Origin of the sequence: Tardiphaga sp. 172_B4_N1_3 (genome assembly GCF_052076035.1) — a bacterium.
In the GTDB taxonomy this organism is placed as follows: Bacteria; Pseudomonadota; Alphaproteobacteria; order Rhizobiales; family Xanthobacteraceae; genus Tardiphaga; species Tardiphaga robiniae.
In genome coordinates this window covers 6,157,617-6,180,839 of record NZ_CP197238.1, presented here as the reverse complement: position 1 = coordinate 6,180,839, position 23,223 = coordinate 6,157,617, and the positions used below count along the sequence as shown (strand labels likewise).

Here is a 23,223-nt window from a genome sequence, read left to right as displayed (position 1 = left end):
CACTCCCGAAGATCGCAGCGATCACTCGGCTGCTTTGCCATGAATCAACCACGTCCGTGCGGCTTTGGGTAGCTTACCAAAGCATGACGCGTCGCATGGTGCCGGAACGCGCGGCAGCCGCCATCGCACTTGTGGACTACTCGGAGCGTGTGCAACAAACTAAGCTGGAAAGCCAACCAACAAAAAGAGCCATCCATGAAGTCTGTCACTTTCGGCGCCCTGATCGTCCTTGCCGCCTCGACCGCCTCCTCCTTCGCACTTGCACAGGACGTCGCCGCCGGGAAATCCTCCTTCAACAAGTGCCTCGCCTGCCACGCTGTCGGCGACAACGCCAAGAACAAGGTCGGTCCGGAACTCAACGGGTTGAACGGCCGCAAATCTGGAACCGCCGAGGGCTATTCCTATTCGGACGCCAACAAGAATTCCGGCATCACCTGGGATGAAGCGACGTTCAAGGAATACATCAAGGACCCGAAGGCCAAGATCCCGGGCACCAAGATGGCCTTTGCCGGCATCAAGAAGGAATCCGAGGTCAACGACCTGTGGGCCTTCCTCGCGCAGTTCGACAAGGACGGCAAAATCAAGCCGTAAGCGCTGAAGCCTTTTGTTTTGACGCGTTTTCTTGATGCGAACCGGTGCTCACTGCGCTTGAAAACGCGCTAGGCGCCGGCCGCCATCTTGGTCGGCAGCACCGCCTGCACCACAAGCCCGCGTGCGCGGGCATCCATCACGCCGACGGCGCGCAGCGCCAGCAGCGTGACGGTCTGCACCGCGTCGCGCAGCTTGGCCTGATCTTCGAGATTGTCGGGCGCCATCGGGCCGACCAGCGCTTCATGCAACGCGCCGAGCAGTGCAGCGGCTGCGAGCGCCGTATCCTGCGCCGGCAAATGACCGGCGCGAATGGCTGCCGCGATGCGGGATTCGATCTCGCCGGCGATCTCGCGGCGGCTGGCCAGCCGCGATTCCGTCACATCGACCTCGACCGGCTCGGCCAGGATGCCCCACGACAATTTGCGGTGTGACACGACATGCACAGCCACCGTGGTCACCGCAGCAGCCAGCGCCGATGACGGTCCCGGCGCAGCATCCGCAGCCCGGCGGATCGCGGCGAGTTCGTCGCGCGAGACGTCAGCGATGAGTTCGGAAATCAGGTCGGCCTTGGACGGGAAATACCGATAAACCGTGCCCGCCGCGACATTGGCGCGAACCGCAACCGGCGCAATCTGAACCGCCGCCATGCCACCTTCGGCACAGGTTTCGCGTGCCGCCGCCAGAATGGCGCTGCGCCGCGCCGCAAGCCGCTTCACGACTTGATGGGTCCGTCGGTAAACCATGAGCGTCTCATCCCCGGCACCCCTTGGCCAACCTGACGGCTGTCATAAATAAGGCGCGTAACTTCAAGGTTTTGAGCGAGCTTGAGGGTGCCCGCGATAAGAACTGAACACTAGTTCAGACTCGTTGACAAGGTGTTTTGCGCATAGCGGGATTCAACTTTTCGGGTAGATCTAGCCGCCAAACCCGAGCGCCCGGGCGGCCGCGGCTACCGCCATCCCGGTGATGACGGCAATGAAGTCGTTGCGGCGGATGATGGTCACGGCCATCGCGGCGAGGATCGCGAAAACCACCACCGGCCCGCCATTGACGGCCACGGGCAGCGCGGCGGCGACGATGATCGAGCCCGGCAATGCATCGAGCATCCGGCGAACCCGCGGCGTGACGTTGACGTAGCCCATTAGCCAGTAGCCACCGAGGCGCGAGGCCACTGTGACCGCGGTCATGACCGCGAAGGCGATCATCACGTCGCTGCGCAAAAATTCCGTCATGCGGACACGCCCGCCAGATGTTGCGGTTCGGGTTCGTCCATGAGCCCGGCACTGATCGCTCCCGATAGCGCGCCGGCGATGATGAACCACCAGCCCGGCACCAACCAATGCACCGCGAGGGCAACGACGCCCGACACGACCCAAGGGATGGCACGGCGGGGGCCCTTCCATGCGGGCACCAGCATCGCGGCATAGAAGGCCGGCATCACCAGATCGACACCATACTTTCTTGGGTCAGTGAGTTGTTCGGCGAGCAGGAAACCGGGGATGGCCGAAAACAGCCAAGTGAAATACAGCACGATGCCGCCGCCGAGATAGAACGACGCATCGGCCCCGCCGTGATCGCGGTAGCGCATCGCGGCGAGCCAGCCGCCATCGGTGACCAGCAGCATCGACGGGTAGGCCTGCCATGCGGGCAACGTGCCGAACCACGGGCGCAGTGTCGCGCTCATCAGGAAGAAGCGGATGTTTACGGTGAGTGTGAGCAGCGCCAGCGTCGCGATCGCGCCCGGCGTCAAAACATCAGGCCATGACTGCACCGCAACAAATTGCGAAAGCCCGCCATAGACCGTCGCCATCATCACCTCGACTTCGGCAAGCGAGAGGTTCTTCTGCGCGCACAGCGCACCGAATGCCATGCCGAAGGCCAGCGTGCCGGGCAGCATCGGACCGATGGCAATGATGCCTGGCACGATGGCGGCCTTCGACCAATAGGCTGGTGCTTTAGGGATGTGGGTGGCGTGCATCGACTGATCCGCATGACGCCCGCAGGCCAATCATGCCTGCGGGCATCACGCGATCAGGTCAAGCGATGCGGATTCATATGCGCCATGCAGCGGCGGATATGAGACCAAAGACTACTCCCAATTCAGCGCGCCACCATTCTGGTATTCGATCACCCGGGTCTCGAAGAAGTTCTTCTCCTTCTTCAGGTCCATGGCTTCTGACATCCACGGGAACGGATTTTCCGTCTCCACGAACACCGGCGCGAGGCCGATCTGGGCGCAGCGACGGTTGGCGATGAAGTGCATATAGGTCTCGCACAGCGCCGCATTCAGTCCAAGGAAGCCGCGCGGCATGGTGTCCCGCCCGTAGGCCGCCTCGAGCTCGGCCGCGGTGCGGATCATGTTGCGGATTTCCTCCTGGAACGCCTTGGTCCAGAGATGCGGATTTTCGATCTTGATCTGGTTGATCACGTCGATGCCGAAGTTCAGATGGATCGATTCATCGCGCAGGATGTACTGATACTGTTCGGCGATGCCGACCATCTTGTTGCGACGGCCGAGCGACAGGATCTGCGCGAACCCCGTGTAGAACCACATGCCTTCGAAGATCACGTAGAACGCCACGAGATCGCGCATGAAGGCCTGATCGGTTTCCGGCGTACCGGTCTTGAAGTCGGGATCATCGAGATGCTGAGTGTGCTTGAGCGCCCAGGCAGCTTTCTCGGTGATCGAGGGCACCTCGCGATACATGTTGAATAGCTCGCCCTCATCGAGGCCGAGACTCTCGACGATGTACTGGAACGTGTGCGTATGCACCGCCTCCTCGAACGACTGCCGCAGCAGATACTGGCGGCATTCCGGATTGGTGAGATGGCGATAGATCGCCAGCACGATATTGTTGGCGACGAGGCTCTCCGATGCCGCGAAGAAACCGAGATTGCGCTTGATGGCGCGGCGCTCGTCTTCGGTCAGACCGTCGCGCGACTTCCATAGCGCGATATCAGCCTGCATCGAGACTTCGGTTGGCATCCAGTGATTGTTGCAGCCGGCGAGATACTTCTCCCACGCCCATTTGTATTTCAGCGGCAGCAGCTGATTGACGTCAGCCCGGCAATTGATCATGCGCTTCTCGTCCACCGAGACGCGGCCGCCGGAGCGGTCGATGGTGCCAAGGCCGGTGGCGTCGGTGGGAGATTGCGGGATCGGGATGAAGGCGGGGGTTTTGGGAGCGGATGAGGTATCGGACCAGTCGAGCATAGGTGTTCCTTGCGTATTTGTTCGGCCCTCATGGTGAGGAGCCCGCTTCTTCAGCGGGCGTCTCGAACCATGAGCGTGGGGCCATCCTTCGAGACGCGGCCAAGAAGCCGCTCCTCAGGATGAGGTCAATGTGTTTGGCGCACCCTTACTGGCACGCCTCGCATTCGGGATTGTCGATCGAGCAGGCCATCGCGACATTCAACTCCGGCGCCGTGACGGATGACTGAACGAGGATCGGCGCACCTGCTGTCTTCGCTGCTGCGCCTGTTGCCGACACCGCGTTGAGCTTCCCGTCGGTGCCCTTCAGCGTCGACTTCTCCACATGCGTCGCGCTGCGCGAGCGCAGGTAGTAGGTCGTCTTCAATCCCAGCGTCCAGGCCAGGCGATAGAGCTGGTCGAGCTTCTTGCCTGAGGGATTGGCGATATAGAGATTGAGCGACTGCGCCTGATCGATCCACTTCTGACGGCGCGAGGCTGCCTCGATCAGCCACGCGCTGTCGATCTCGAATGAAGTCGCATAGAGCGCCTTGAGATCGTCGGGCACGCGATCGATCGATCCGACGCTGCCATCGAAATATTTCAGGTCGGAGACCATCACCTCGTCCCACAGGCCCCTCTTTTTCAGATCGCGCACAAGGAAGGCGTTCACCACCGTGAAATCGCCCGACATGTTCGATTTCACATAGAGGTTCTGATAGGCCGGCTCGATCGACTGCGCGACGCCGCAAATGTTGGAAATCGTCGCCGTCGGCGCAATCGCCATCACGTTGGAATTGCGCATGCCCGTCGTCCTCACACGGTCACGCAGACTGCTCCAGTCGAGCGTCGTGGAGCGGTCCATCTGCACACCACCGCGCGCCTCCGCAAGGATCTCGATGGAGTCGATCGGCAGGATGCCACGGCTCCACAGCGATCCGTCGAAGGACGGATAGCGGCCGCGCTCGGCGGCAAGATCCACCGATGCCGAGATCGAATGGAAGGCAATCGCCTCCATGCTGGTGTCGGCAAAGGCCACGGCCGCATCCGACGCCATCGCGATGCCCTGCGCCTGCAGTGCATCCTGGAAGCCCATCAGACCGAGACCGACCGGACGATGCTTGAGGTTGGAACGGCGCGCTTCCGGGATGGTGTAGAAATTGATGTCGATGACATTGTCGAGCATCCGCATCGCCGTGGTCACGGTACGCTTGAGCCTGATGTGATCGAGACCATCCTTGCCGATATGATTGAGCAGGTTGACCGAGCCGAGATTGCAGACCGCGACTTCATCGTCCGACGTATTCAGCGTGATTTCCGTGCAGAGATTCGACGAGTGGATGACGCCGGCATGCTGCTGCGGCGAGCGCAGATTGCAGGGATCCTTGAAGGTGATCCAGGGGTGGCCGGTCTCGAACACCATGGTCAGCATGCGGCGCCACAGGTCAGTCGCACGCACTGTCTTGAACACGCGGATCTCGCCGCGCGCAGCTTTTTCCTCATAGGCTGCGTAGCGCTCGGCAAACGGCTTGCCATAGAGATCGTGCAGTTCCGGCGTCTCGTCCGGCGAGAACAGCGTCCATTCGCCATCAAGCTCGACGCGCTGCATGAAAAGATCCGGCACCCAGTTGGCGGTGTTCATATCGTGGGTGCGGCGGCGGTCGTCGCCGGTGTTCTTGCGGAGATCGAGGAATTCCTCGATGTCGATGTGCCAGGTCTCGAGATAGGCGCAGACTGCGCCCTTGCGCTTGCCGCCCTGGTTGACGGCGATGGCCGTATCATTGGCGACCTTCAGGAATGGCACGACGCCCTGACTCTCGCCATTGGTGCCCTTGATATGCGCGCCGAGACCGCGCACCCGAGTCCAGTCATTGCCGAGACCACCGGAATATTTCGCCAGCAGCGCATTGTCCTTCACCGACTTGAAGATGCCGTCGAGATCGTCCGCCACCGTGGTGAGGAAGCAGGACGACAGCTGCGGCCGCTGCGTACCCGAATTGAACAGCGTCGGCGTCGAGGCCATGAAGTCGAACGACGACAGCAGATTGTAGAATTCGATGGCGCGGGCTTCGCGGTCGATCTCGCGCAGCGCGAGGCCCATGGCGACGCGCATGAAGAAGGCCTGCGGCAGTTCGATGCGATTGCCCTGCACATGCAGGAAGTAGCGGTCATAGAGCGTCTGCAATCCCAGGAACTGGAACTGAAGGTCCCCTTCCGGCTTTAGCGCGGCGGCGATGCGCTTGAGATCGAAGCGCGCGAGTTCGGGATCGAGCAGCTCGGCCGCAATGCCGGTCTTGATATAGGCGCCGAAATATTCAGCGTAGCGCGTGGTCATGTCGGCCTGCGACGCGTGGGTCGGCGTGGCCCCGACAAAGGACAGGACTTCGGTACGCAGTTTGTCGAGCAGCAGGCGGGCGCTGACAAAGGTGTAATTCGGCTCCTGCTCCACCAGCGTGCGCGCGGCCATGATGCCGGCCAGTGCCAGCTCATCCAGCGTGATGCCGTCATAGAGATTGCGGCGGGTTTCCTCGAGCACCGGGGCGGCATCGACGCCGTCAAGGCCGGCGCAGGCCTCGTTGACGATCAGCGCCAGACGCGCCGAATCGAGCGGGGCGCGGGTGCCGTTGGCGAGCGTGACATGCAGCACCGGTGCGGTGGAGACGAGCGCCGGCTTCGCGGCCAGTTCTTCGGCGCGGGTGCGAGCGCGCTCCTCGCGGTACAGCACATAGGCGCGCGCCACCTTGTGGTGCTCGCTGCGCATCAGCGCCAGTTCGACCTGATCCTGGACGTCCTCGATATGGAAGGTGCGGCCTTCACCGACGCGGCGCGTCAATGCAGCCACGACTTCGCCGGTCAGTTGTTCCACCGCCTCATGGACGCGGCGCGAGGCCGCTGCCGTGTGGCCCTCGACGGCCAGAAAGGCCTTGGTCATCGCGACGGAAATCTTGCTGCCGTCGAAGGGCGACACCGTGCCGTTGCGCCGGATGATCTGCATTGAGGGTTCGCGCGCAGGCGCAGCGAGCGTTTCCGGCGACAGTTGAATCAGCGGCGCATGAGCCGCATCGCGTCCGTTGGACAAAACAGAAGAGGAAGTAGGCATCGGCAAGACCCCGTGTGATGCATCAAGCAATGGGGGCTGGGGCCGAAAGGACGCTGCAAAATACACGGCGGAGATCCGCCGGCATTGCCTGCAAGCGACCGCTGGGACACCCCGCCCATGGACGTTCTGGTGTCGCGGCAGGTCTCCTGGCTCGCAGGTCAATGTCTGTTTCAGCCTTCCCGATGCTTGCGCATCAGTGACTTCAATCGAAACAGACTCACTGCTTACAGTTGCGGGGGCAGCGCCGGAATATGACGCAAAACAGCGTCTTTACCGGCTTCCCTCTTAGCCACCAAGTCTTGCGACCAGGCGGACCGTGACATCTACATTTGGTGTGACCCGCGGTGAAGTGTCAAGCGAGCATTGGCGCCGAACGCAACAAATTCGGTAGGGCTGTTGGTTCAGTGGACAACCGCTTGCGTGGCGGAAACCGCGGGGTCGTTGGCGGTTTCTGCACGATGCGATTCGTTGCCGCCGAGCACCGCGAAGCGCAGAACATCGTGATCAACCGATGGAGGATGCGATGCGCGACCTGATGACGACCACTGAAAGGATCAACTTCAGCGCTTTCGTAGAGCGAGCCGGTGCGCTCACGGCGTTCGAGACGAGGGATCAGATCGCCCGGCGCCGCCTCGACGAGATGCTGAACGAAGCGCTGATGGACAGCTTTCCTGCGAGCGATCCGATTTCTTCGCTGCAACTCGCCTGAGCAGAATCAGACCGCGCGAAAGCTGGCCCGATACTGGCTGGGCGTCAGGCCCAGCCGTCGCACGAAGACCTGACGCATATGTTCGGCGGTGGTGAAACCGGATTCATAGGCCACGACCTTGAGCGGCAGATCGCTGCCTTCGAGGCGGTTGCGTGCCGTGTCGATCCGGGCGCCCTCGACAAAATCTGCCGGCGTCATTTTGGTCTCGAGCTTGAACACCCGCGCGAAGGTGCGCGCGCTCATGCCCGCCACATCGGCCAGTTCATCCACGCTGTGTGCGTCACGCAGATGCGCCATCACATGGGCATGGACTCGCGCGATCGGCGAGTCCGGCTCGGCCGGCGGTACCAGATAGGGACTGAATTGCGACTGGCCACCCTGGCGCTGCGCCACCACAACCAGACGCTTGGCTACGGCCAGCGCGACATCCGCGCCATGATCTTCCTGGACCAGTGCGAGACCGAGATCGATCCCTGCGGTGACGCCGGCCGACGTCACCAGCGCGCCATCGCGGCTATAGATGCGATCGAACTCCACATGCGCCTTGGGGAAACGCAACGCCAATAGCGGCGCATTCTGCCAGTGCGTCGTCACAGTCTTGTCGTCGAGCAGGCCTGCATGGCCGAGCGCGAATGCCCCGGTGCACACCGAACCGTAACGCCCCGCTTGGAGCGCCGCATTGGCCAGCCACTCTGTAAGCTGCGGGTCGGGCTCTGCCGTCGGCAGCCCAGACCCGCCGGCCACCAGAACCAGATCCCAGGGCTTGTCCGCATCACTGAACGCCAGATCGGCCGATATCCGCAAACCGTTCGATGCACGCAGCGGCGCGCAGTCTGCAGCGACAAGTGTGATGTCGTAGCCGTCGCCCGGCGCAACGAAGCCATTGGCCTCCATGAACACATCAAGCGGACCGGCTACGTCCAGCGACTGGACGCCCGGAAAGATCGCAAGAGCAACGGTCTTCATGGTGATGCTTCATTCCGACGGCGAGGAAAGGCCCAAGTCAATCTGAATAGATAGTCGTCTTGCGGCAGGAAATCACGGGCGAATGGCAGCTTTGCAGGGCGCGGCGCGATTGCGAGGACACCGCCCGCCGGCGACAACGGATGCATCACCCCCCCCGCAAGGAGCATCTCATGAGCAAAACCATCGCCGGCATCAAAGTGCCCGACAGCGCCCTCGCCCGCCAGGTCGATCAGCTGGTGCGCGACACCGAAAGCGATCTTCTGTATCATCATTCCAATCGGGTTTTCCTGTTCGGCGCGCTCGCCGGACAGCGCAAGGGTCTCAAAGTCGATTCCGAGTTACTTTATGTCGGCGCGATGTTTCACGACATGGGCCTGCAGGCGCCCTATGCGAGCAAGGAGGAGCGCTTCGAAGTCGATGGCGCAAATGCTGCCGCAGACTTTCTGCGCAGCCACAGGATCGATGAGCGCGACATCGACGATGTCTGGGACGCCATCGCGCTTCACACGACACCGGGCATTCCCAAGCACAAGCGGCCCGTGGTGGCGCTCGTCACGGCCGGTGTTGAGATGGATGTATTGGGTCTGGAGTATGATGCCTTCACCGCCCATCAGCGCCACGAAGTGTGCGTCTGCCATCCGCGTGGCCATGACTTCAAGAACGGGATCATCGATGCGTTCGCTGCGGGGACGATCCACAAGCCGGACACGACCTTTGGCAACGTGAAGGCTGACGTGCTCGACCTCCGCGACCCCACCTACAAGCGCGCGAATTTCTGCAGCATCATCCTGAACTCGGCGTGGAGCGAATAGACTCCCGCACGCGCATGGCGATCAACGCTGCCACCAGCAGCGTTGCGCCAAAGCCCGTGGGAGCGCCGAGAAATGGATAGGCGATCAGCAGCGCAGCAGCGAGACCGAGCACCGGCAGTTCGTGACGGCGAAAGCCTTCCGCGAGACCGATACGGGCGATGAAGCCGATGGCAATCGCAAGCACCATCACGTCGTACAGGAAAAGGTAGGGCGTCGTGAGCAAGGCGCCGACGGCCAGCGCAGCGGCTTTCAGTTCATAGCGCACGCTGCTGCGCCACAACGGCACCAGCACCGCTACGACGGCACCAATCATGATCCACTGGAACGTCCAGGCCAGCGGCTCGCTGCCGTCGAAATAGCGCACCAGTGCAAAGATGCTCTGCATCTTGCCCCATGGCGCGCGGCCTTCGGTGAGGAAGGCCTGCGAGAACATCGGCATCCAGTGAATAAACGCCTGCCAGCTCTCGGTGCCGAAAGCGAGCCACGACACCGCGGCCAGCAGCACGGTGGTGATGCCTGCGCTGACAAACGCCTTCCATTGCGACGCTGCGATCAGCATCAGCGGAAACAGGAAACCATATTGCGGCTTGTAGCTGAGCAGACCCAGACAGATTCCCGACAGGATCGGCCGCGTCGGCAGCAGCACCAGCATGCCGCCGATCAGCGCCGCGGTCAGAAATCCATTCTGCCCGACAAGGCCGTTGGTCATCACCACCGGAAAAGCCGCAGCCAATAAAAGGCCGAAGGGACGACCGACGATCGCACGCATCGCCGCCAGATACGGCACGAAGCTGACCGCAGCCCAGCCGGCAAAAGCTACAGCATAAGGCAGCTTTGCGAGCAGTGCCGCGATGAACAGGAACGGCGGCGGATAATGCCAGGCGAAATTGCCGGGATAGCTCTGACCGAGAACCGCAATCTGGACCTTTTTCTGGATGTCCCAGTCATAAGCCCAAGCCGGATGACCATCGAGCACCAATCGCCCGGCAGACCACACATTGACGAAATCGGTGGGCGAGCCGAGGCCGTCTTCATAGATCCAGCCGCGACCGTAGAAGGTCGGGAAGAAGGCGAGATGCAGCATCGTCAGGATCGTGCAGACGATCAGCAGCGCCGGCGGAACAGGGCCACGCCCAGGTATCGAAGTCATCGTGAGCGGCGCTGGCATAGGGTCCCCAATGCGCATCAAGGGCGCCGGGCGACAGTGCCGATGGAAGTTTGAGGAAGGTTTAAGTGGGACGTGGTCCCCGCATCGGGCCTCGCTCCATTCGAGCTACAGATAACAAAAAACGCGGCCTTTCGGCCGCGTTTTGCATGTTTGCGTGTGACGACTTTACGCCTGCGGCTGCGGCTCCAGGCCACCGTCCGGACGCGGGCGCGGCTTGCCAGCGGGCGGCACAGCCGAGGTGCGCGGGCCCGACGGCTCCAGCACCGACTCGCGGTTCGGCTTCTTGCCGTTCAGCAAATCCGTGATCTCGTCGCCCGAGAGGGTTTCGAATTCGAGCAAGCCCTTGGCCAGCGTTTCGAGGTCATCGCGCTTCTCGGTGAGGATCTTGGTCGCTTCGTCATAGCCTTCGGCGACCAGACGCTTCACTTCGGAGTCGATCTTCTGCGCCGTGGATTCCGAGACCGCCTGGGTGCGGTTCATCTGCATGCCGAGGAAGACTTCGTCGTTGTTCTCGCCATACGACACCGTACCGAGTTCTTGCGACAGGCCCCAGCGCGTGACCATCATGCGAGCCAAGCGCGTGGCCTGCTCGATATCGGAGGACGCACCCGAGGTGACCTTGTTGCGGCCGAAGATCAATTCTTCAGCAACGCGGCCGCCCATCATGATGGCAAGGCGCGAGGTCATCTGCTCCAGGGACATCGACATCTTGTCGCGTTCCGGTAGCTGCATGACCATGCCGAGCGCACGGCCGCGCGGAATGATAGTCGCCTTGTGGATCGGGTCGGTGGCGATGACGTTGAGGCCGACGATGGCGTGACCGCCTTCGTGATAGGCCGTCAGCATCTTCTCTTCCTCGGACATCACCAGCGACTTGCGCTCGGCGCCCATCATCACCTTGTCCTTGGCCTCTTCGAACTCGCTCTGCGTCACCATGCGCTTGTTACGGCGCGCGGCGGTCAGGGCGGCCTCGTTGACGAGGTTCATCAGGTCAGCGCCGGAGAAACCGGGCGTGCCGCGGGCAATGGTCTTGAGGTTGATATCCGGCGCCAGCGGCACCTTGCGCACATGGACCTTGAGGATCTGCTCGCGACCGACGACGTCCGGATTCGGTACCACGACCTGACGGTCGAAACGGCCCGGACGCAGCAGCGCGGGATCCAGCACGTCCGGACGGTTGGTGGCGGCGATCAGGATCACGCCTTCATTGGCTTCGAAGCCGTCCATTTCGACCAGCAACTGGTTGAGGGTCTGTTCGCGCTCGTCATTGCCGCCGCCGAGACCGGCGCCACGATGACGACCGACGGCGTCGATTTCGTCGATGAAGATGATGCAGGGCGCGTTCTTCTTGGCCTGCTCGAACATATCACGCACACGGGATGCGCCGACGCCGACGAACATTTCAACGAAGTCCGAACCCGAAATGGTGAAGAACGGCACATTGGCTTCGCCCGCGACCGCACGCGCGATCAGCGTCTTACCGGTGCCGGGGGGGCCGACCAGCAGCACGCCGCGCGGGATACGTCCGCCGAGGCGCTGATACTTGCCGGGGTCGCGCAGGAATTCGACGATTTCCTGCAGGTCCTGCTTGGCCTCATCGACACCGGCGACGTCCTCGAAGGTGACGCGGCCATGCGCTTCCGTCAGCATCTTGGCGCGCGACTTGCCGAAGCCCATCGCCTTGCCGGCGCCGCCCTGCATCTGGCGCGACAGGAAGATCCACACGCCGATCAGCGCGATGAACGGCAGCCATGAGACGAGCAGCGACACGAACCACGGCACGTTGTCGCCCGGAGCCTTGGCGGTGATCGAGACCTTGGCGTCATAGAGACGTTTGATCAGGGTCGGGTCGCTCGGGGCATAGGTCTGGAAGCTGGAGCCGTTGGTGAAGGTGCCGTGAATCTCGGGACCCTGGATTACGACATCGCGGACGTGATTTTGATCAACTTCGGTGAGGAGCTGCGAGAACGAAATGTCCTGCGAGGCGGTGCGCTGACCAGGATTCTGGAAAAGCGTGAACAGCGCGAGCAGCAACAAAACGATAATGACCCAGAGGGCAAAATTGCGCAGGTTCGCGTTCATCGATCTTCCTTCGTCGCCGCGCGAAATCGCGGCCTTATTCCCTTGTGAGTCGCCACAAGGGTTCACCCTGGGTCGGTCGGATACAATCTAGGTGCGACCGAGGGCGCTGCCAAGGGAACTGGGATGGACTATTTAACGCATCTACGCGCATTTCCGGTTCAAATAATGGCAGTGCTGACAGGGTTTTCCCACGGTGGTTAAGGTACTGTGGGGCCACTGGTAGGTCTTTGCACTCAATCGGCGCGGCGACGCCTGGGCGGCGCCGGAACGATTCTCAGGCGGTCCTGCGTCAGCGTGATCATGGCACCGGCGAGCGTCTGCTTCAGCAGAGTACCTTTCCCGCCCGATCGCGTGGCCTTAACGATGGCGAATACAAGCGTTTCGACCTTGCCGAGCTCGGCCGGCCCTTCGTGCCCGACCTGATCGATCATCCGCAGCAACAATCGAACGCGAATTTCCTCCGCCAGCCCCGCAAATGCTCCCGCATCGATGGCTTCGGGCACCCTGCCCGGGCTGTGCAGTGCCAGAAACCGCTCTGCCCCGTCGACCATCAGTTCCAGCGCCGCATCGGCACGCCGCAGCCGCGTCGCCAGCCGGGCGAGATTTCGCGCATCGAAGCCCTCGGACGCCAGCGCCGGCATCAGAGCCCGCAGCCGCGGACGGGTGTAGCTCGGATCGGAGTTACTCGGATCGGTCGCGAAGTCGATTTTCGCTTTGGTCAACGTCGCAACAAGTTGCACTTTCGCGATGTGCAAAAAGGGACGCGCGAGCTGGATGCCGTCACGCTCGGTCAGCCGCGCCATGCCTGCGAGCCCGGCGATGCCGCTGCCGCGCGCCATCCGCATCAGCAGGGTCTCGGCCTGATCGTCGCGGGTGTGGGCAGTCAGTACATGGAATGCTCCGACGCTGCGCGCGGCCTTAGCCAGCAGCAGATAGCGCGCATCGCGAGCCGCGGCAGGCAGTCCGGTTTTCGGCTTGGCGCCAGTCCAGCGGAGAGTGCGGTGAGGAATATCGAGAGATGCCGCGAGCCGCTTCACGTCGCGGGCCTCGCGGGCCGCTTCAGGCCGCAAACCATGGTCGATGGTCACCGCAATAAGGTCGGGGCCGCGTTTGAGCGCACGCCGCCAACGCGCGGCGAGCCACATCAGAGCGACGGAATCAGGACCGCCGGACACGGCAAGGACCAATGCTGGCGCGGACGCCCAGTCAGCGAATAGCTGCTTCGCCATCTGGACCGAAATCGGCGACTGGTCGTCGTCGGACATGCGCGTCAGAACCGGTTGCGACCCGCCTGATTGTCCGGGTCGATTTGCCAGGGCGTGATCTTGTCCGAAAACCGGGCTCCACTTTTCGGGATCACGCCTTAGCACTTAACGCGTTTTTGCTCGCGGTCCACGCCCTGTTTCACGCCGGCCGAGGCACGGGGATATTTCCGTGTCACTTCACCGAAGGCGGCACAGGCCGCTTCCTTTTCCTTCAGCGCGGCCAGCGACTGGCCAAGCCGCAGCAAGGCATCGGGCGCCTTGGCGGAGGTGTCGTATTTCGTGGTCACGCCCAGGAATGTCTCGGCGGCATCGCGATATTTCTGGCGCTGGAAGAAGCTCTCGCCGAGCCAATACTGCGAATCCGCAATCATTGGATCGCCAGGATATTTCTGGGCGAAGTTGCGCATGGTCTCTTCGGCCAGCGCATAATCACGACGCTGCATATAGCCGATGCCGAGATCGAACTCGTCCTTCGGGGTCGCGCCCGGCGGCAACGTCGTCAGTGCTGGCGCAGCTCCGCCCTGGGCGGCATTGCCCAGCGGGAGCGGCTCGCCGGCCCCACGACCGCCCTGTGCACCGACCGGTGCGTTTGCGGGCATCGGCTGTTGGCCACCGCCGAGTGCACGCGGCACGCCCGGCGCGTTCGGGTTCGCATTGGGATCGAACGCATCGTTACGACGGCCAGCGCGAGGAGCCGGCGCGGGATCCTGAGCAATTGGTGCAGGAGCCGCGATCTGCGGCTGTTGCTGATTGTAACCGGGCTGCGGCGCCTGCTGCACTGGGGCGGCAGCGATATTGGGCCGGCCACCGGCAGCACTGGAAGGCGCACCGGCCGGGGCGCCGCCAGCCTGCAACTGCCGAAGCTGATCTTCGAGCTGGCGGTTACGGAACTGCAGCTCCTCGTTCTGGCCGGTGAGCTGCCGCAGCTGGTTCTGCAACCGCTCGATCTGCAAGCCCTGATCGGCATCGTCGTCGCCCGACTGCTGGCCGTAGCCCTGCTGACGGGGAGCCGGTTGACCGAACAACTGCGCCCAAACCGGCGAAGCCGTGACGAGCAGCATGGAGACGAGTGCAGCGCCGGCGAGCGAATGAGATCTGGATGACATTTGAGCCTGAAAATGACCGGTTTCGCGCCCCATTGGCGCGCATCACGATGAGGATTTCACTACGCCAAAAATGTGACTTTCGACAGCGACAAAGGCGCCTGCCCTAAACAAAAACGGCGCCTGCCCCGGGGCAGACGCCGTTTTGTTTGATATCAGACGTCGCTTACGCGCCGGCGTTCAGCACGGTAACCGCACGGCGGTTCTGCGACCAGCACGAGATGTCGTTACACACCGCGACCGGACGTTCCTTGCCGTAGGAGATGGTGCGCATCCGGCTGGCATCGATCCCGCGCGAGGCCAGGAAGGTGCGAACCGACTGGGCACGGCGGGCGCCGAGCGCAATGTTGTATTCGCGAGTGCCGCGCTCGTCCGCATGACCTTCGATGGTGAAGGAGTAGCGGTTGTACTGCTGCAGCCACTGCGCCTGCTTGTCCAGGGTCGCGATCGCCTGCGGCGACAGTTCGGTCTGATCGCTCTCGAAGAACACGCGATCGCCGACATTGACGACGAAGTCCTGCTGGCTGCCCGGCGTGGCGGCATTGGCCATCGCGCCATCGCCACCCAAACCGTTCTTGTTGGCGCAGGCGCCCATCGACAGCGCCACGGCCAGCACTGCAGCCAGTTTTAATCCCTGGAGGATACGCATCTGATGCTTCATTCCCGGAGCCTCCACGCTCACGCTTTACCCAACTGTCATTCGGTCTACAGGGCGTTGGTTAAGCGAACGTTCCGTCAACCTTGATGAGGTGTTGCCAAAACCGATCAAAAGCCACAGGCCGCGAAAAAGCAACGACGTGGTTAATGGTTGGCAAATGTGGCGCGACGGTGAAGGTTCTGAGAAAGCAGCTGGTTTTAGGCAGAATCCCGCTGCAGGGACTGCTGAGAAGTCAGCAATGACCGACGACGGGACTGTCGCCCCCTTCAGCTGCGGGGCAACACCGCGGCCTGGGCGATATGGAACTCGGATGAATGGAGATCCGGCGCCAGGGGCTCGCTCTTGCGCTCGAACAGAGCCCGCTGCTCGAAGAGACTGGAGCGGAAATGTGGGTAGCGCATGAAAATGCGTTCGCGCACCGCGGCGTAGTCGGCCGCCATCAGGCATAGCGGCTTGGTCAGCGTCGGATAGGGCCGCGGCTCGCACATCGGCGTCTGCAGGAAAACCTTGCGATAGAACGCGCGATGCTCGGCGCGCACGGTCGCCGTCCCGATATCAGCCTTGAAATAGCCGCAGGCGACATAGCCCAGCCGAACCGTCATATAGGGCAGTTCAGGAAACTTGGTGCGGTTGTTCGGGTCGGCCACGAAGCGGTTCGGGTCGACGATGATCTTCCCTTTGTCCAGCTCGGGACGCAACAGGTCTCCGAATGCATCGACGGCAGGCGTTTCCGGATTGTCCGGCGTCGCTACGCTAACGCGCAGCGAACTGGCGAGCTCGCCATCAACGAATATCCCGAAAGTCCATGAATTCGGCAAATCATCGAAACGGTCGGCGAGACGGCGATCCGCCCGAGGCTCGATGGCCCCCTCATGGAGATAGGCTCTATAGCGCAGGCTATAGATCGCCTCTTTCTCAGCTTCGGTTTCGGCAAGACGGTAGTCAACCCGGTCGAGAATATCGCTGCGCTTCGAAGCTTCAGTCGCTTGATCGGCCGAAGCCATCATTCCGTCTCCTACGCACCAACGCCATGACTACGCGAGTAAGGAAAGGTTAAAGCTTTCTTAAAAGTTGTCAAAGGTTCTGCCACAATGTGGTTAACCCTTTTGGCCTATTCGGCGTGCGAAACGAATGGAAATGGAAATTCGAGAGTGTGGCCCGCGGCTGGTCAGGCCGGCGCGCGCGTGGCCTCGACATTGGCGCCGGGCTCGATCACGCGACGTCCGTGGGATGCGTCCAGGAGCTGCCTGATCCGGGTCGCAGGCACCGGGCGGCTGAACAGATAGCCCTGCGCCTCGCTGATCGTGCCGTCGGCACTGATCAGCTCGAGTTGCTCGTTGGTCTCGATGCCTTCGACGACAACTGTCATTCCCAGATCGGCACTGAGGCGCGCAACGCCGCGCAGCAGCGTCAACGGACGGTCCGTATCGATCCCTTCGAGGAATGAGCGATCGATCTTCACCTTCTGCAGCGGGAAATTGTGCAGATAGCTCAGGCTCGAATAGCCGGTACCGAAATCGTCGAGCGAAATCCGACAACCTGCTGCGTGAAGCTGCGCGAGGGCATCGTGGGTCCACTGCGTATTACGCAGCAGCGACGATTCGGTGATCTCGATCTCGAGACGACGCGCCGGCAGCCCGGACACATCGAGGGCGTAGCGTACCTCGCTCAACACATCGCGCTGATGAAACTGCTGCGACGAGAAGTTGACGGCGACGCTGACCGCGTCCGGCCACTTCATGCATTCGATACAGGCCTTGCGCAAAATCCAGCGGCCAAGATCGACGATCAGGCCCATGTCTTCTGCGACGGGAATGATATCGACCGGCGAAACAGTGCCGCGGACAGGATGATTCCAGCGCAGCAGCGCTTCGCATGTCGAGATGCGTCCCGACTTCAGATTGACCAGTGGCTGGTAGTAAATCTCGAATTCTTCATTGGCGAGCGCCTGGCGCAGATCCAGTTCGAGCACGCGGCGCGCCTCGACCGTCTGGGCCATCTCGTCGCGGAAGAAGCAGAAGGTGCCACGGCCGGAGGCCTTCGCACGATACAACGCCATATCGGCGTTCTTCAAAAGGTTGTCAGCGCTGACGTCGGGTTCCGTCAAGGCGATGCCGACGCTGGCGCCGATCTCGACCTGATGATTGTCGACCTCGTAGCGCTCACTGAGCCGTTCGACGATGCGACGCGCCAGATCGGCTGCATCATGATTTGTCTTGATGGCACGTTGGAACACGACAAATTCGTCACCGCCAAAACGGGCCACGAAGTCATCCGCGCGCAACATTTCGCGCAGCCGATCGGCGACCATGCACAACAGCTGATCGCCGCATGGATGACCAAGCGTATCGTTGACCTGCTTGAACTGATCGAGATCGACGAACAGCAGGGCCGACAGCGTGGATTGGTCCGAGCTCTTCAGCATGCGGCCGATTTCATTCCGGAAACTGACCCGGTTCGGCAGCCCCGTCAATTCGTCGAAACGCGCCATGTGGCTGATACGCGCTTCGGAATTGCGGCGCTCGGTAATATCTTCAAGCAGAACGACCGTGCCGCCGCCGACCATCGGCTGAAACTTCCACGACAATGCACGTTCACTCTCGTGGGCATGATCAAGGGTCGTGATTTCGGCCGCCTTCGAGCTTTCAATCTCGGTGATGATGGTCATCGCGCTGGCCGACGACACCGTCCCCGCATTGACGCAGAGCGAGACGACTTCGCGCGCAGTCACGCCGCGCTGCACGAGATCCTCTGAAATCTCCATCATCGCGGTAAAGCGATTGTTGAGCACCGCCAACCGACCATCGGCGCCGAACATGCACAGGCCGTTGGGCATATTGTTCAGCGCCGTATCGAACTGGCCGGCGATGGAGCCGACCCGCTCGGTGGCCAGCAGCGCCTTGACGTAGACGTCATGCAGACGAAGCGTGATCCGGCGCAGGCCGACAAAGAACAGGACGTTCAGAAACGCAAAGCCGATATAGTAGAAGTCACCGTGGATAATCAGTGCCAGCGCCATCGGACCGCACGCCAGCAGCACCTGCAACTGCGCGATCTTCGGACGGCCATAGGTTCGGCCGGCGCCGGCCGCGATATAGGCGACGGTCACTGCCGTACCCAGCATATGCGCGACCGGATCATCGCTGCCAAGCAAAACAACCCAACACCACAGGCCCAACGCGGCTGCATAGAGCGAGCCGCCAACCATGTAATTGAATTCCCAGCGGATCGCCTCGTCAGGCGTCAGCGCGGTCTCGCGCTTTTCATAGCGGCTAAGCTGAAGGGCCCGCAAAGCGCCAATGACGATGATCAGGGCGGCGCATGGCCACAGCAAAGGGTTGCCGGTCTTCACCGCAGTCATGACTGCGCCGGTCCCGGCGCAGACCGCACCGGCCAGCATCGGAATCGGGTTTTCGAACAAGGAATCGACGAGCGCCGTGTAGATCGACGGCGACATCGATTTGCTGTTCGTCCGGTTGTGGTCGGCGAGCTGCATCGGGCGTAAATGCGTCCTGTTCAGGCGCACATTGGTACCGGGTCCTGATGAAGTCTTTCTGAGGGAACATCGTTAGCGAACTGTTTACGCATTCGCATAAACAGCAAATCTGCTCGTGATTTCAGCGCGGTGGGCAAAGTTTGCCGGGAATAGCCGGTAATCCGCCCGTCGTCGCCAATCGTTTGTTTACGATAGTAATGGCGACCAGGCCGGGTCGGACGCGAAGCCGGGGGTCGGGACCTTGAGCTCGTTGCGGCCGGACACGTCGACCGTAAACAGGGACGGGCCCCCGCCCGCATCGCGGAAGAACATGATCACGCGGCCATTGGGCGCGAAGGTCGGACCCTCATTATGATAGCCGGACGTCAGCAGCCGTTCGCCGGACCCGTCGGGCTTCATGATGCCGATCGAGAACTGACCACCACCCTGCTTGGTAAAGGCGATATAGTCGCCGCGCGGCGACCAGACCGGGGTCGAATAGCTGCCTTCGCCGAACGAGATGCGCTGAGCACCGCCGCCGGTTGCCGCCATCGTATAGATCTGCGGCTTGCCGCCGCGATCGGATTCGAAACAAATCCGTGCCCCGTCCGGCGAATAAGACGGCGAGGTATCGATCGCCGGCGTATCGGTGAGCCGCGTCGTGGACTTCGACCGCAGGTCCATGACGAAGAGGTTGGAATTGCCGCCCTGCTGCAGGCTCATGATGACACGCTGGCCATCCGGCGAGAAACGCGGCGAGAACGACATGCCCGGGAAGTTGCCGACGACCTCGCGCTGACCCGTCTCGATGTTGAAGAGATAGACCTTGGGGTCACCCTGGCCGAATTCCATATAAGTGATCTCTTGCGTGGACGGCGAGAACCGCGGTGTCAGCACCAGATCCGCCCCGCGCGTCAGGTAACGCACATTGGCGCCGTCCTGATCCATCAGCGCCAGTCGCTTGACGCGGCGCTCCTTGGAGCCCGTTTCGTCAACGAAGACCACGCGGCTATCGAAATAGCCTTTCTCGCCTGTCAGACGCTCATAGATCTGATCGGAAATGATGTGGGCGATACGACGCCAGTATTCCGGCGAGGTGAAATATTGCTGGCCGGCCAATTGCTGACCGGTGGCGACATCCCACAGCCGGAATTCGGCCTTCAGGCGACCATCGCCCTGCCGGGTCATGCGGCCAGTGACTAGCGCCTGCGCATTGACGGTCTTCCAGTTCACGAAGTTCGGCGGCGCGTCGATATTGATGGCCTTCTCGACGAAGGCCGCCGGATCGATCGGCGCGAACAGACCGCTGCGCTTGAGATTGTTGGTGATGACCTGCGAGACGCCGACGCTCACCTCATTGTCCGCGCCAGTGCCAGCGGAGAAATTGGGGATTGCGATGGGCAGCGGCGCGACATTGCCTTCCGTGATCTGCACACGCGCCTGTCCGAAGGCGGTTCGCGCACTGGTGCCCATCAGCAGACCGGTCGCCGCCATTCCTGTGATGATCTGTCGGCGGCTTGGGCGAAACAACATCGGGGGCAATCCATTCTTGTCGGTCATTATTGCGGGCTTTGCTCGGTATTCGTGATCGTCACCAGGAGTGACGTGCTCATGACCGTCGTTCGGTGAAAACGGGTTCGAAAAACTTCCATTCGTCAAAAAACGCCGTAGGCAGTTTATACGGCGCACATTCGATAATCGCACGCAGTGCGCTCTCCTGATAGACGCGGAAATACGGCGTCGTTGGATTGCTGATGGCAACCGGCGTCGTTTCCAACGACCCGTCACGCTTCAGCTTGACGCTGAAAATCGACTCGGTCATCTGCGCTTCGATGCCGCCATAGGGCTTCTTCCAGCAGCGCTCGACCTGCGACTTGAACATTGCGCCCCAAGTGGCGACGTTGTTGCTCGCATTGCCTTTCGCCAAACCCAGAGCCTCGTTCGGATTGAGGTCGGACCCCGTCACCGAATTCCGGGTCGGATCGCGCTTGTCGATCAGCGCCGCGATCTTCGACTGATCGAACACGCGCTCGGCCTTCTTGGCCTCTGCTGCCTTGGCCTGTGCTTCCGCCTTGGCCTTCGCGTCGGCGTCAGCCTTGGCTTTGGCCTCAGCCTTCGCTTTGGCTTCTGCTTTAGCCTTGGCTTGCGCTTCGGCCTTCGCCTTGGCTTCCGCCTGCGCCTTGGCGTCAACCTCGGCCTTCGCTTCAGCCTCTGCCTTGGCGTCGGCAACTGCCGCCGCTTTGGCTTCTGCCTTTGCCTTGGCATCGGCCGCGGCTTTCGCTGCAGCCTCGGCTTTTGCCGCAGCCTCCGCTTTCGCCGCTTCGGCCGCCGCCTTCTCGTCAGTCTTCGGCTGTTCCTTCGGCGCCGTCTCGGTGATCACCGGCGGCTTCTTGTCGTCGATCTTGCCGACGGTATCCTCGACCGGCGGCTTGGCCTCGGCGACCTTCTCCACCTTCGGCTTCGGATTTTCCTTCTTGCCGGTCTTTTGACCGACCATGGACTGGCTTTCGACGCTGATGTCGACCCCGACGGAATCCTCCGGCATCACTTCCAATGCCTTGGAAGAGAACGTGAGAAGTCCCCACCCGATCACGATGACGTGCAGGGCTACCGATGCGATGAGTGTCTTGTCGACCTTCACGATCAGATTTCCAATCCTGCTCCTGCCCAGATCAACCGGCTGTTCCACGAGCTTACGTCCCCTGCTCCGGCAGGATCACGATATTGGCCTTGAATCCGGCAGAGCGAACGGTGCCGAGCAATTTCATCATGTCCGTGTAACAGACGTCCTTGTCACCACGGAGAAACACGGTGTTGTCTGTCTCCGAACGCGTCGCCCGGATCGCCTTGATCTTGGCGTCGAGCTCACTCACCGGCACCAGGGCGTCGCCGACATACATTTCGACCGCCGAATTACAGCCACCGCCGGTGCGCTTCACCGACACGGTGAGCGGCGGAGCATTCTGCGATATCGACTTGCCGCCGCTCGCGATCGGCAGGTCGATATCGATGGTCGAGGTCATCAGCGGCGCCGACACCATGAAGATGATCATCAACACGAGCATGACGTCGACCATCGGGGTGACGTTGATTTCGGCCATGACGGCAGCACGCCGGCGCCCGCGCCGACCTCCGCCACCACCGCCCGAGCCCATATTCATCCCCATGACAGGGTGCTCACTTCAAGGTTCAATTCGTCACCCATCAGACGCGCTCGTCGATCTGGCGCGACAGGATCGCTGAAAACTCGTCGGCAAACCCCTCCAGGCGCTGGGCCTGTTTGTTCACTTCTGACGTGAATTTGTTGTAGAAAATAGTCGCCGGGATGGCGGCGATAAGGCCGATGGCCGTGGCGAACAGCGCTTCGGCGATGCCCGGCGCGACCACCGCCAGCGATGTGTTCTTGGACGCCGCGATCGCCTGGAAGCTCGACATGATGCCCCAGACGGTGCCGAACAGGCCGACGAAGGGGCCGGCCGAACCGACGGTCGCCAGCACCAGAAGGCGGCGCTCGAGGCGCTCGACCTCGCGGGCGATGGAGACGTTCATCACCTTGTCGATGCGCATCTGCAAGCCGGTGAAGGAGCGCGCCTGGCTTTCGAAAGACCGCTTCCACTCGCGCATCGCCGCGACGAAACACGCCGCCATCGACTGCGTCGGCTTGGCGGACAGCGCGCGGTACAGATCCTCGATGGACTCGCCGGACCAGAACGCCTGCTCGAACCGGTCCATGGCGCGGCGTGTGCGCGAATACAGGAACATCTTGTCGATCGCGATCGCCCAGACCCACACAGAACAGCCCAGCAGTCCCAGCATGACCGCTTTCACGATCCAGTGGGCCTGCAGGAACAGCGCGATCAGCGAAACGTCGGATGAAGCCAGCGGCAGGGCTGACTGCGCCACATCGGCCGGATTCATGAACGGTATCCTCTCAACGCAAAAATCCTCAATTTGCCAGCGACTTGCTCATCGCTGGTCGCGGCCACGCATCGCGCGCGGCGCGGAACGCCAGTGCAATGTTCTTGTTGTGTCGCATGGAGGGCTTGTCCGAAGCCGAGCCCTAAATTCCCTGCCAACATGTCAAAACAAGGGCTTGCACGCGTT

20 protein-coding genes and 1 riboswitch are annotated in these 23,223 nt (G+C 61.9%); of the genes, 3 read left to right on the top strand and 17 right to left on the bottom strand.

From position 1 onward, the window contains the following. The first annotated feature begins 195 nt into the window (after positions 1-195). A complete protein-coding gene (gene cycA, locus AB7783_RS29135; RefSeq protein WP_089261949.1) occupies positions 196-591 on the top strand; it encodes a cytochrome c-550 CycA in 396 nt (131 codons plus the stop codon). 68 nt (positions 592-659) lie between these two features. On the opposite strand, the gene AB7783_RS29130 is transcribed toward cycA, so the two are convergent. From AB7783_RS29130 to AB7783_RS29110, 5 genes are all read right to left on the bottom strand, one after another. Continuing rightward, positions 660-1,334 carry a TetR/AcrR family transcriptional regulator gene (locus AB7783_RS29130; protein WP_092139147.1) on the bottom strand — a complete coding sequence of 225 codons (675 nt, stop codon included), beginning with the start codon at positions 1,332-1,334 and terminating at the stop codon, positions 660-662. 171 nt (positions 1,335-1,505) lie between these two features. Further along, complete coding sequence (locus tag AB7783_RS29125; RefSeq protein ID WP_068733575.1) at positions 1,506-1,823, bottom strand: AzlD family protein; 318 nt, start codon at positions 1,821-1,823, stop codon at positions 1,506-1,508. Next, the gene (locus tag AB7783_RS29120; RefSeq protein ID WP_441279554.1) at positions 1,820-2,569 is read right to left on the bottom strand and encodes an AzlC family ABC transporter permease; all 750 of its coding nucleotides are present in this window, start codon (positions 2,567-2,569) and stop codon (positions 1,820-1,822) included. Before AB7783_RS29120 ends, AB7783_RS29125 begins: the two co-directional genes overlap by 4 nt. Positions 2,570-2,680: 111 nt before the next feature. After that, a complete protein-coding gene (locus AB7783_RS29115; protein ID WP_115034027.1) occupies positions 2,681-3,805 on the bottom strand; it encodes a ribonucleotide-diphosphate reductase subunit beta in 1,125 nt (374 codons plus the stop codon). Positions 3,806-3,950: 145 nt separating this feature from the next. Continuing rightward, positions 3,951-6,881, bottom strand: a complete 2,931-nt coding sequence (locus AB7783_RS29110) for a ribonucleoside-diphosphate reductase subunit alpha (RefSeq protein WP_441279553.1) — start codon at positions 6,879-6,881, stop codon at positions 3,951-3,953. Between the two features lie 119 nt (positions 6,882-7,000). Further along, a riboswitch (cobalamin riboswitch) is annotated at positions 7,001-7,215 on the bottom strand. 189 nt (positions 7,216-7,404) lie between these two features. Here AB7783_RS29110 and AB7783_RS29105 point away from each other — a divergent pair. Continuing rightward, positions 7,405-7,590, top strand: coding sequence for a hypothetical protein (locus AB7783_RS29105; protein ID WP_439062287.1), 186 nt, complete (start codon positions 7,405-7,407; stop codon positions 7,588-7,590). A 6-nt stretch (positions 7,591-7,596) separates the two neighbouring features. Here AB7783_RS29105 and AB7783_RS29100 read toward each other — a convergent pair whose 3' ends face one another. Continuing rightward, on the bottom strand, positions 7,597-8,562 hold the full coding sequence (locus AB7783_RS29100; RefSeq protein ID WP_441279777.1) for a GlxA family transcriptional regulator: 966 nt from the start codon (positions 8,560-8,562) through the stop codon (positions 7,597-7,599). Positions 8,563-8,726: 164 nt separating this feature from the next. Between AB7783_RS29100 and AB7783_RS29095 the strand changes: the two genes are divergently transcribed. Further along, positions 8,727-9,368, top strand: a complete 642-nt coding sequence (locus AB7783_RS29095) for an HD domain-containing protein (protein ID WP_439073091.1) — start codon at positions 8,727-8,729, stop codon at positions 9,366-9,368. Here AB7783_RS29095 and AB7783_RS29090 read toward each other — a convergent pair. The 11 genes from AB7783_RS29090 to tolQ all read right to left on the bottom strand — a co-directional run bounded on the left by AB7783_RS29090 (position 9,340) and on the right by tolQ (position 23,037). Beyond that, complete coding sequence (locus tag AB7783_RS29090) at positions 9,340-10,536, bottom strand: glycosyltransferase family 87 protein (RefSeq protein ID WP_441279552.1); 1,197 nt, start codon at positions 10,534-10,536, stop codon at positions 9,340-9,342. The genes AB7783_RS29095 and AB7783_RS29090 overlap by 29 nt on opposite strands. Positions 10,537-10,701: 165 nt before the next feature. Further along, positions 10,702-12,618 carry an ATP-dependent zinc metalloprotease FtsH gene (ftsH, locus tag AB7783_RS29085; RefSeq protein ID WP_441279551.1) on the bottom strand — a complete coding sequence of 639 codons (1,917 nt, stop codon included), beginning with the start codon at positions 12,616-12,618 and terminating at the stop codon, positions 10,702-10,704. A gap of 233 nt (positions 12,619-12,851) precedes the next feature. Beyond that, the gene (gene tilS / locus AB7783_RS29080; RefSeq protein WP_441279550.1) at positions 12,852-13,883 is read right to left on the bottom strand and encodes a tRNA lysidine(34) synthetase TilS; all 1,032 of its coding nucleotides are present in this window, start codon (positions 13,881-13,883) and stop codon (positions 12,852-12,854) included. 98 nt (positions 13,884-13,981) lie between these two features. Further along, positions 13,982-14,989, bottom strand: a complete 1,008-nt coding sequence (ybgF, locus tag AB7783_RS29075; protein ID WP_441279549.1) for a tol-pal system protein YbgF — start codon at positions 14,987-14,989, stop codon at positions 13,982-13,984. A 163-nt stretch (positions 14,990-15,152) separates the two neighbouring features. Next, a complete protein-coding gene (gene pal / locus AB7783_RS29070; RefSeq protein ID WP_175366426.1) occupies positions 15,153-15,647 on the bottom strand; it encodes a peptidoglycan-associated lipoprotein Pal in 495 nt (164 codons plus the stop codon). A gap of 263 nt (positions 15,648-15,910) precedes the next feature. After that, the gene (locus tag AB7783_RS29065) at positions 15,911-16,651 is read right to left on the bottom strand and encodes an N-acyl amino acid synthase FeeM domain-containing protein (protein WP_410001772.1); all 741 of its coding nucleotides are present in this window, start codon (positions 16,649-16,651) and stop codon (positions 15,911-15,913) included. A 161-nt stretch (positions 16,652-16,812) separates the two neighbouring features. Continuing rightward, on the bottom strand, positions 16,813-19,140 hold the full coding sequence (locus tag AB7783_RS29060; RefSeq protein WP_089261975.1) for a putative bifunctional diguanylate cyclase/phosphodiesterase: 2,328 nt from the start codon (positions 19,138-19,140) through the stop codon (positions 16,813-16,815). A gap of 186 nt (positions 19,141-19,326) precedes the next feature. After that, a complete protein-coding gene (gene tolB / locus AB7783_RS29055; protein WP_441279548.1) occupies positions 19,327-20,652 on the bottom strand; it encodes a Tol-Pal system beta propeller repeat protein TolB in 1,326 nt (441 codons plus the stop codon). Positions 20,653-20,728: 76 nt separating this feature from the next. Continuing rightward, positions 20,729-21,760: a cell envelope integrity protein TolA gene (tolA, locus tag AB7783_RS29050; protein ID WP_441279547.1), complete on the bottom strand. Its 1,032-nt coding sequence runs from the start codon at positions 21,758-21,760 to the stop codon at positions 20,729-20,731. Between the two features lie 52 nt (positions 21,761-21,812). Next, entirely contained in the window at positions 21,813-22,286 is a 474-nt protein-coding gene (locus AB7783_RS29045) for a biopolymer transporter ExbD (RefSeq protein ID WP_093759405.1), read from the bottom strand. 37 nt (positions 22,287-22,323) lie between these two features. Further along, a complete protein-coding gene (gene tolQ / locus AB7783_RS29040) occupies positions 22,324-23,037 on the bottom strand; it encodes a protein TolQ (protein WP_068733549.1) in 714 nt (237 codons plus the stop codon). Positions 23,038-23,223 lie beyond the last annotated feature (186 nt).

Excerpts from the sequence above, each read along its gene's own strand:
- cycA (WP_089261949.1), top strand. The coding sequence starts at position 196 with ATGAAGTCTGTCACTTTCGGCGCCCTGATCGTCCTTGCCGCCTCGACC.
- AB7783_RS29130 (WP_092139147.1), bottom strand. The coding sequence starts at position 1,334 with ATGGTTTACCGACGGACCCATCAAGTCGTGAAGCGGCTTGCGGCGCGG.
- AB7783_RS29125 (WP_068733575.1), bottom strand. The coding sequence starts at position 1,823 with ATGACGGAATTTTTGCGCAGCGACGTGATGATCGCCTTCGCGGTCATG.
- AB7783_RS29120 (WP_441279554.1), bottom strand. The coding sequence starts at position 2,569 with ATGCACGCCACCCACATCCCTAAAGCACCAGCCTATTGGTCGAAGGCC.
- AB7783_RS29115 (WP_115034027.1), bottom strand. The coding sequence starts at position 3,805 with ATGCTCGACTGGTCCGATACCTCATCCGCTCCCAAAACCCCCGCCTTC.
- AB7783_RS29110 (WP_441279553.1), bottom strand. The coding sequence starts at position 6,881 with ATGCCTACTTCCTCTTCTGTTTTGTCCAACGGACGCGATGCGGCTCAT.
- AB7783_RS29105 (WP_439062287.1), top strand. The coding sequence starts at position 7,405 with ATGCGCGACCTGATGACGACCACTGAAAGGATCAACTTCAGCGCTTTC.
- AB7783_RS29095 (WP_439073091.1), top strand. The coding sequence starts at position 8,727 with ATGAGCAAAACCATCGCCGGCATCAAAGTGCCCGACAGCGCCCTCGCC.
- AB7783_RS29090 (WP_441279552.1), bottom strand. The coding sequence starts at position 10,536 with ATGCCAGCGCCGCTCACGATGACTTCGATACCTGGGCGTGGCCCTGTT.
- ftsH (WP_441279551.1), bottom strand. The coding sequence starts at position 12,618 with ATGAACGCGAACCTGCGCAATTTTGCCCTCTGGGTCATTATCGTTTTG.
- tilS (WP_441279550.1), bottom strand. The coding sequence starts at position 13,883 with ATGTCCGACGACGACCAGTCGCCGATTTCGGTCCAGATGGCGAAGCAG.
- ybgF (WP_441279549.1), bottom strand. The coding sequence starts at position 14,989 with ATGTCATCCAGATCTCATTCGCTCGCCGGCGCTGCACTCGTCTCCATG.
- pal (WP_175366426.1), bottom strand. The coding sequence starts at position 15,647 with ATGAAGCATCAGATGCGTATCCTCCAGGGATTAAAACTGGCTGCAGTG.
- AB7783_RS29065 (WP_410001772.1), bottom strand. The coding sequence starts at position 16,651 with ATGATGGCTTCGGCCGATCAAGCGACTGAAGCTTCGAAGCGCAGCGAT.
- AB7783_RS29060 (WP_089261975.1), bottom strand. The coding sequence starts at position 19,140 with ATGCAGCTCGCCGACCACAACCGGACGAACAGCAAATCGATGTCGCCG.
- tolB (WP_441279548.1), bottom strand. The coding sequence starts at position 20,652 with ATGTTGTTTCGCCCAAGCCGCCGACAGATCATCACAGGAATGGCGGCG.
- AB7783_RS29045 (WP_093759405.1), bottom strand. The coding sequence starts at position 22,286 with ATGGGGATGAATATGGGCTCGGGCGGTGGTGGCGGAGGTCGGCGCGGG.
- tolQ (WP_068733549.1), bottom strand. The coding sequence starts at position 23,037 with ATGAATCCGGCCGATGTGGCGCAGTCAGCCCTGCCGCTGGCTTCATCC.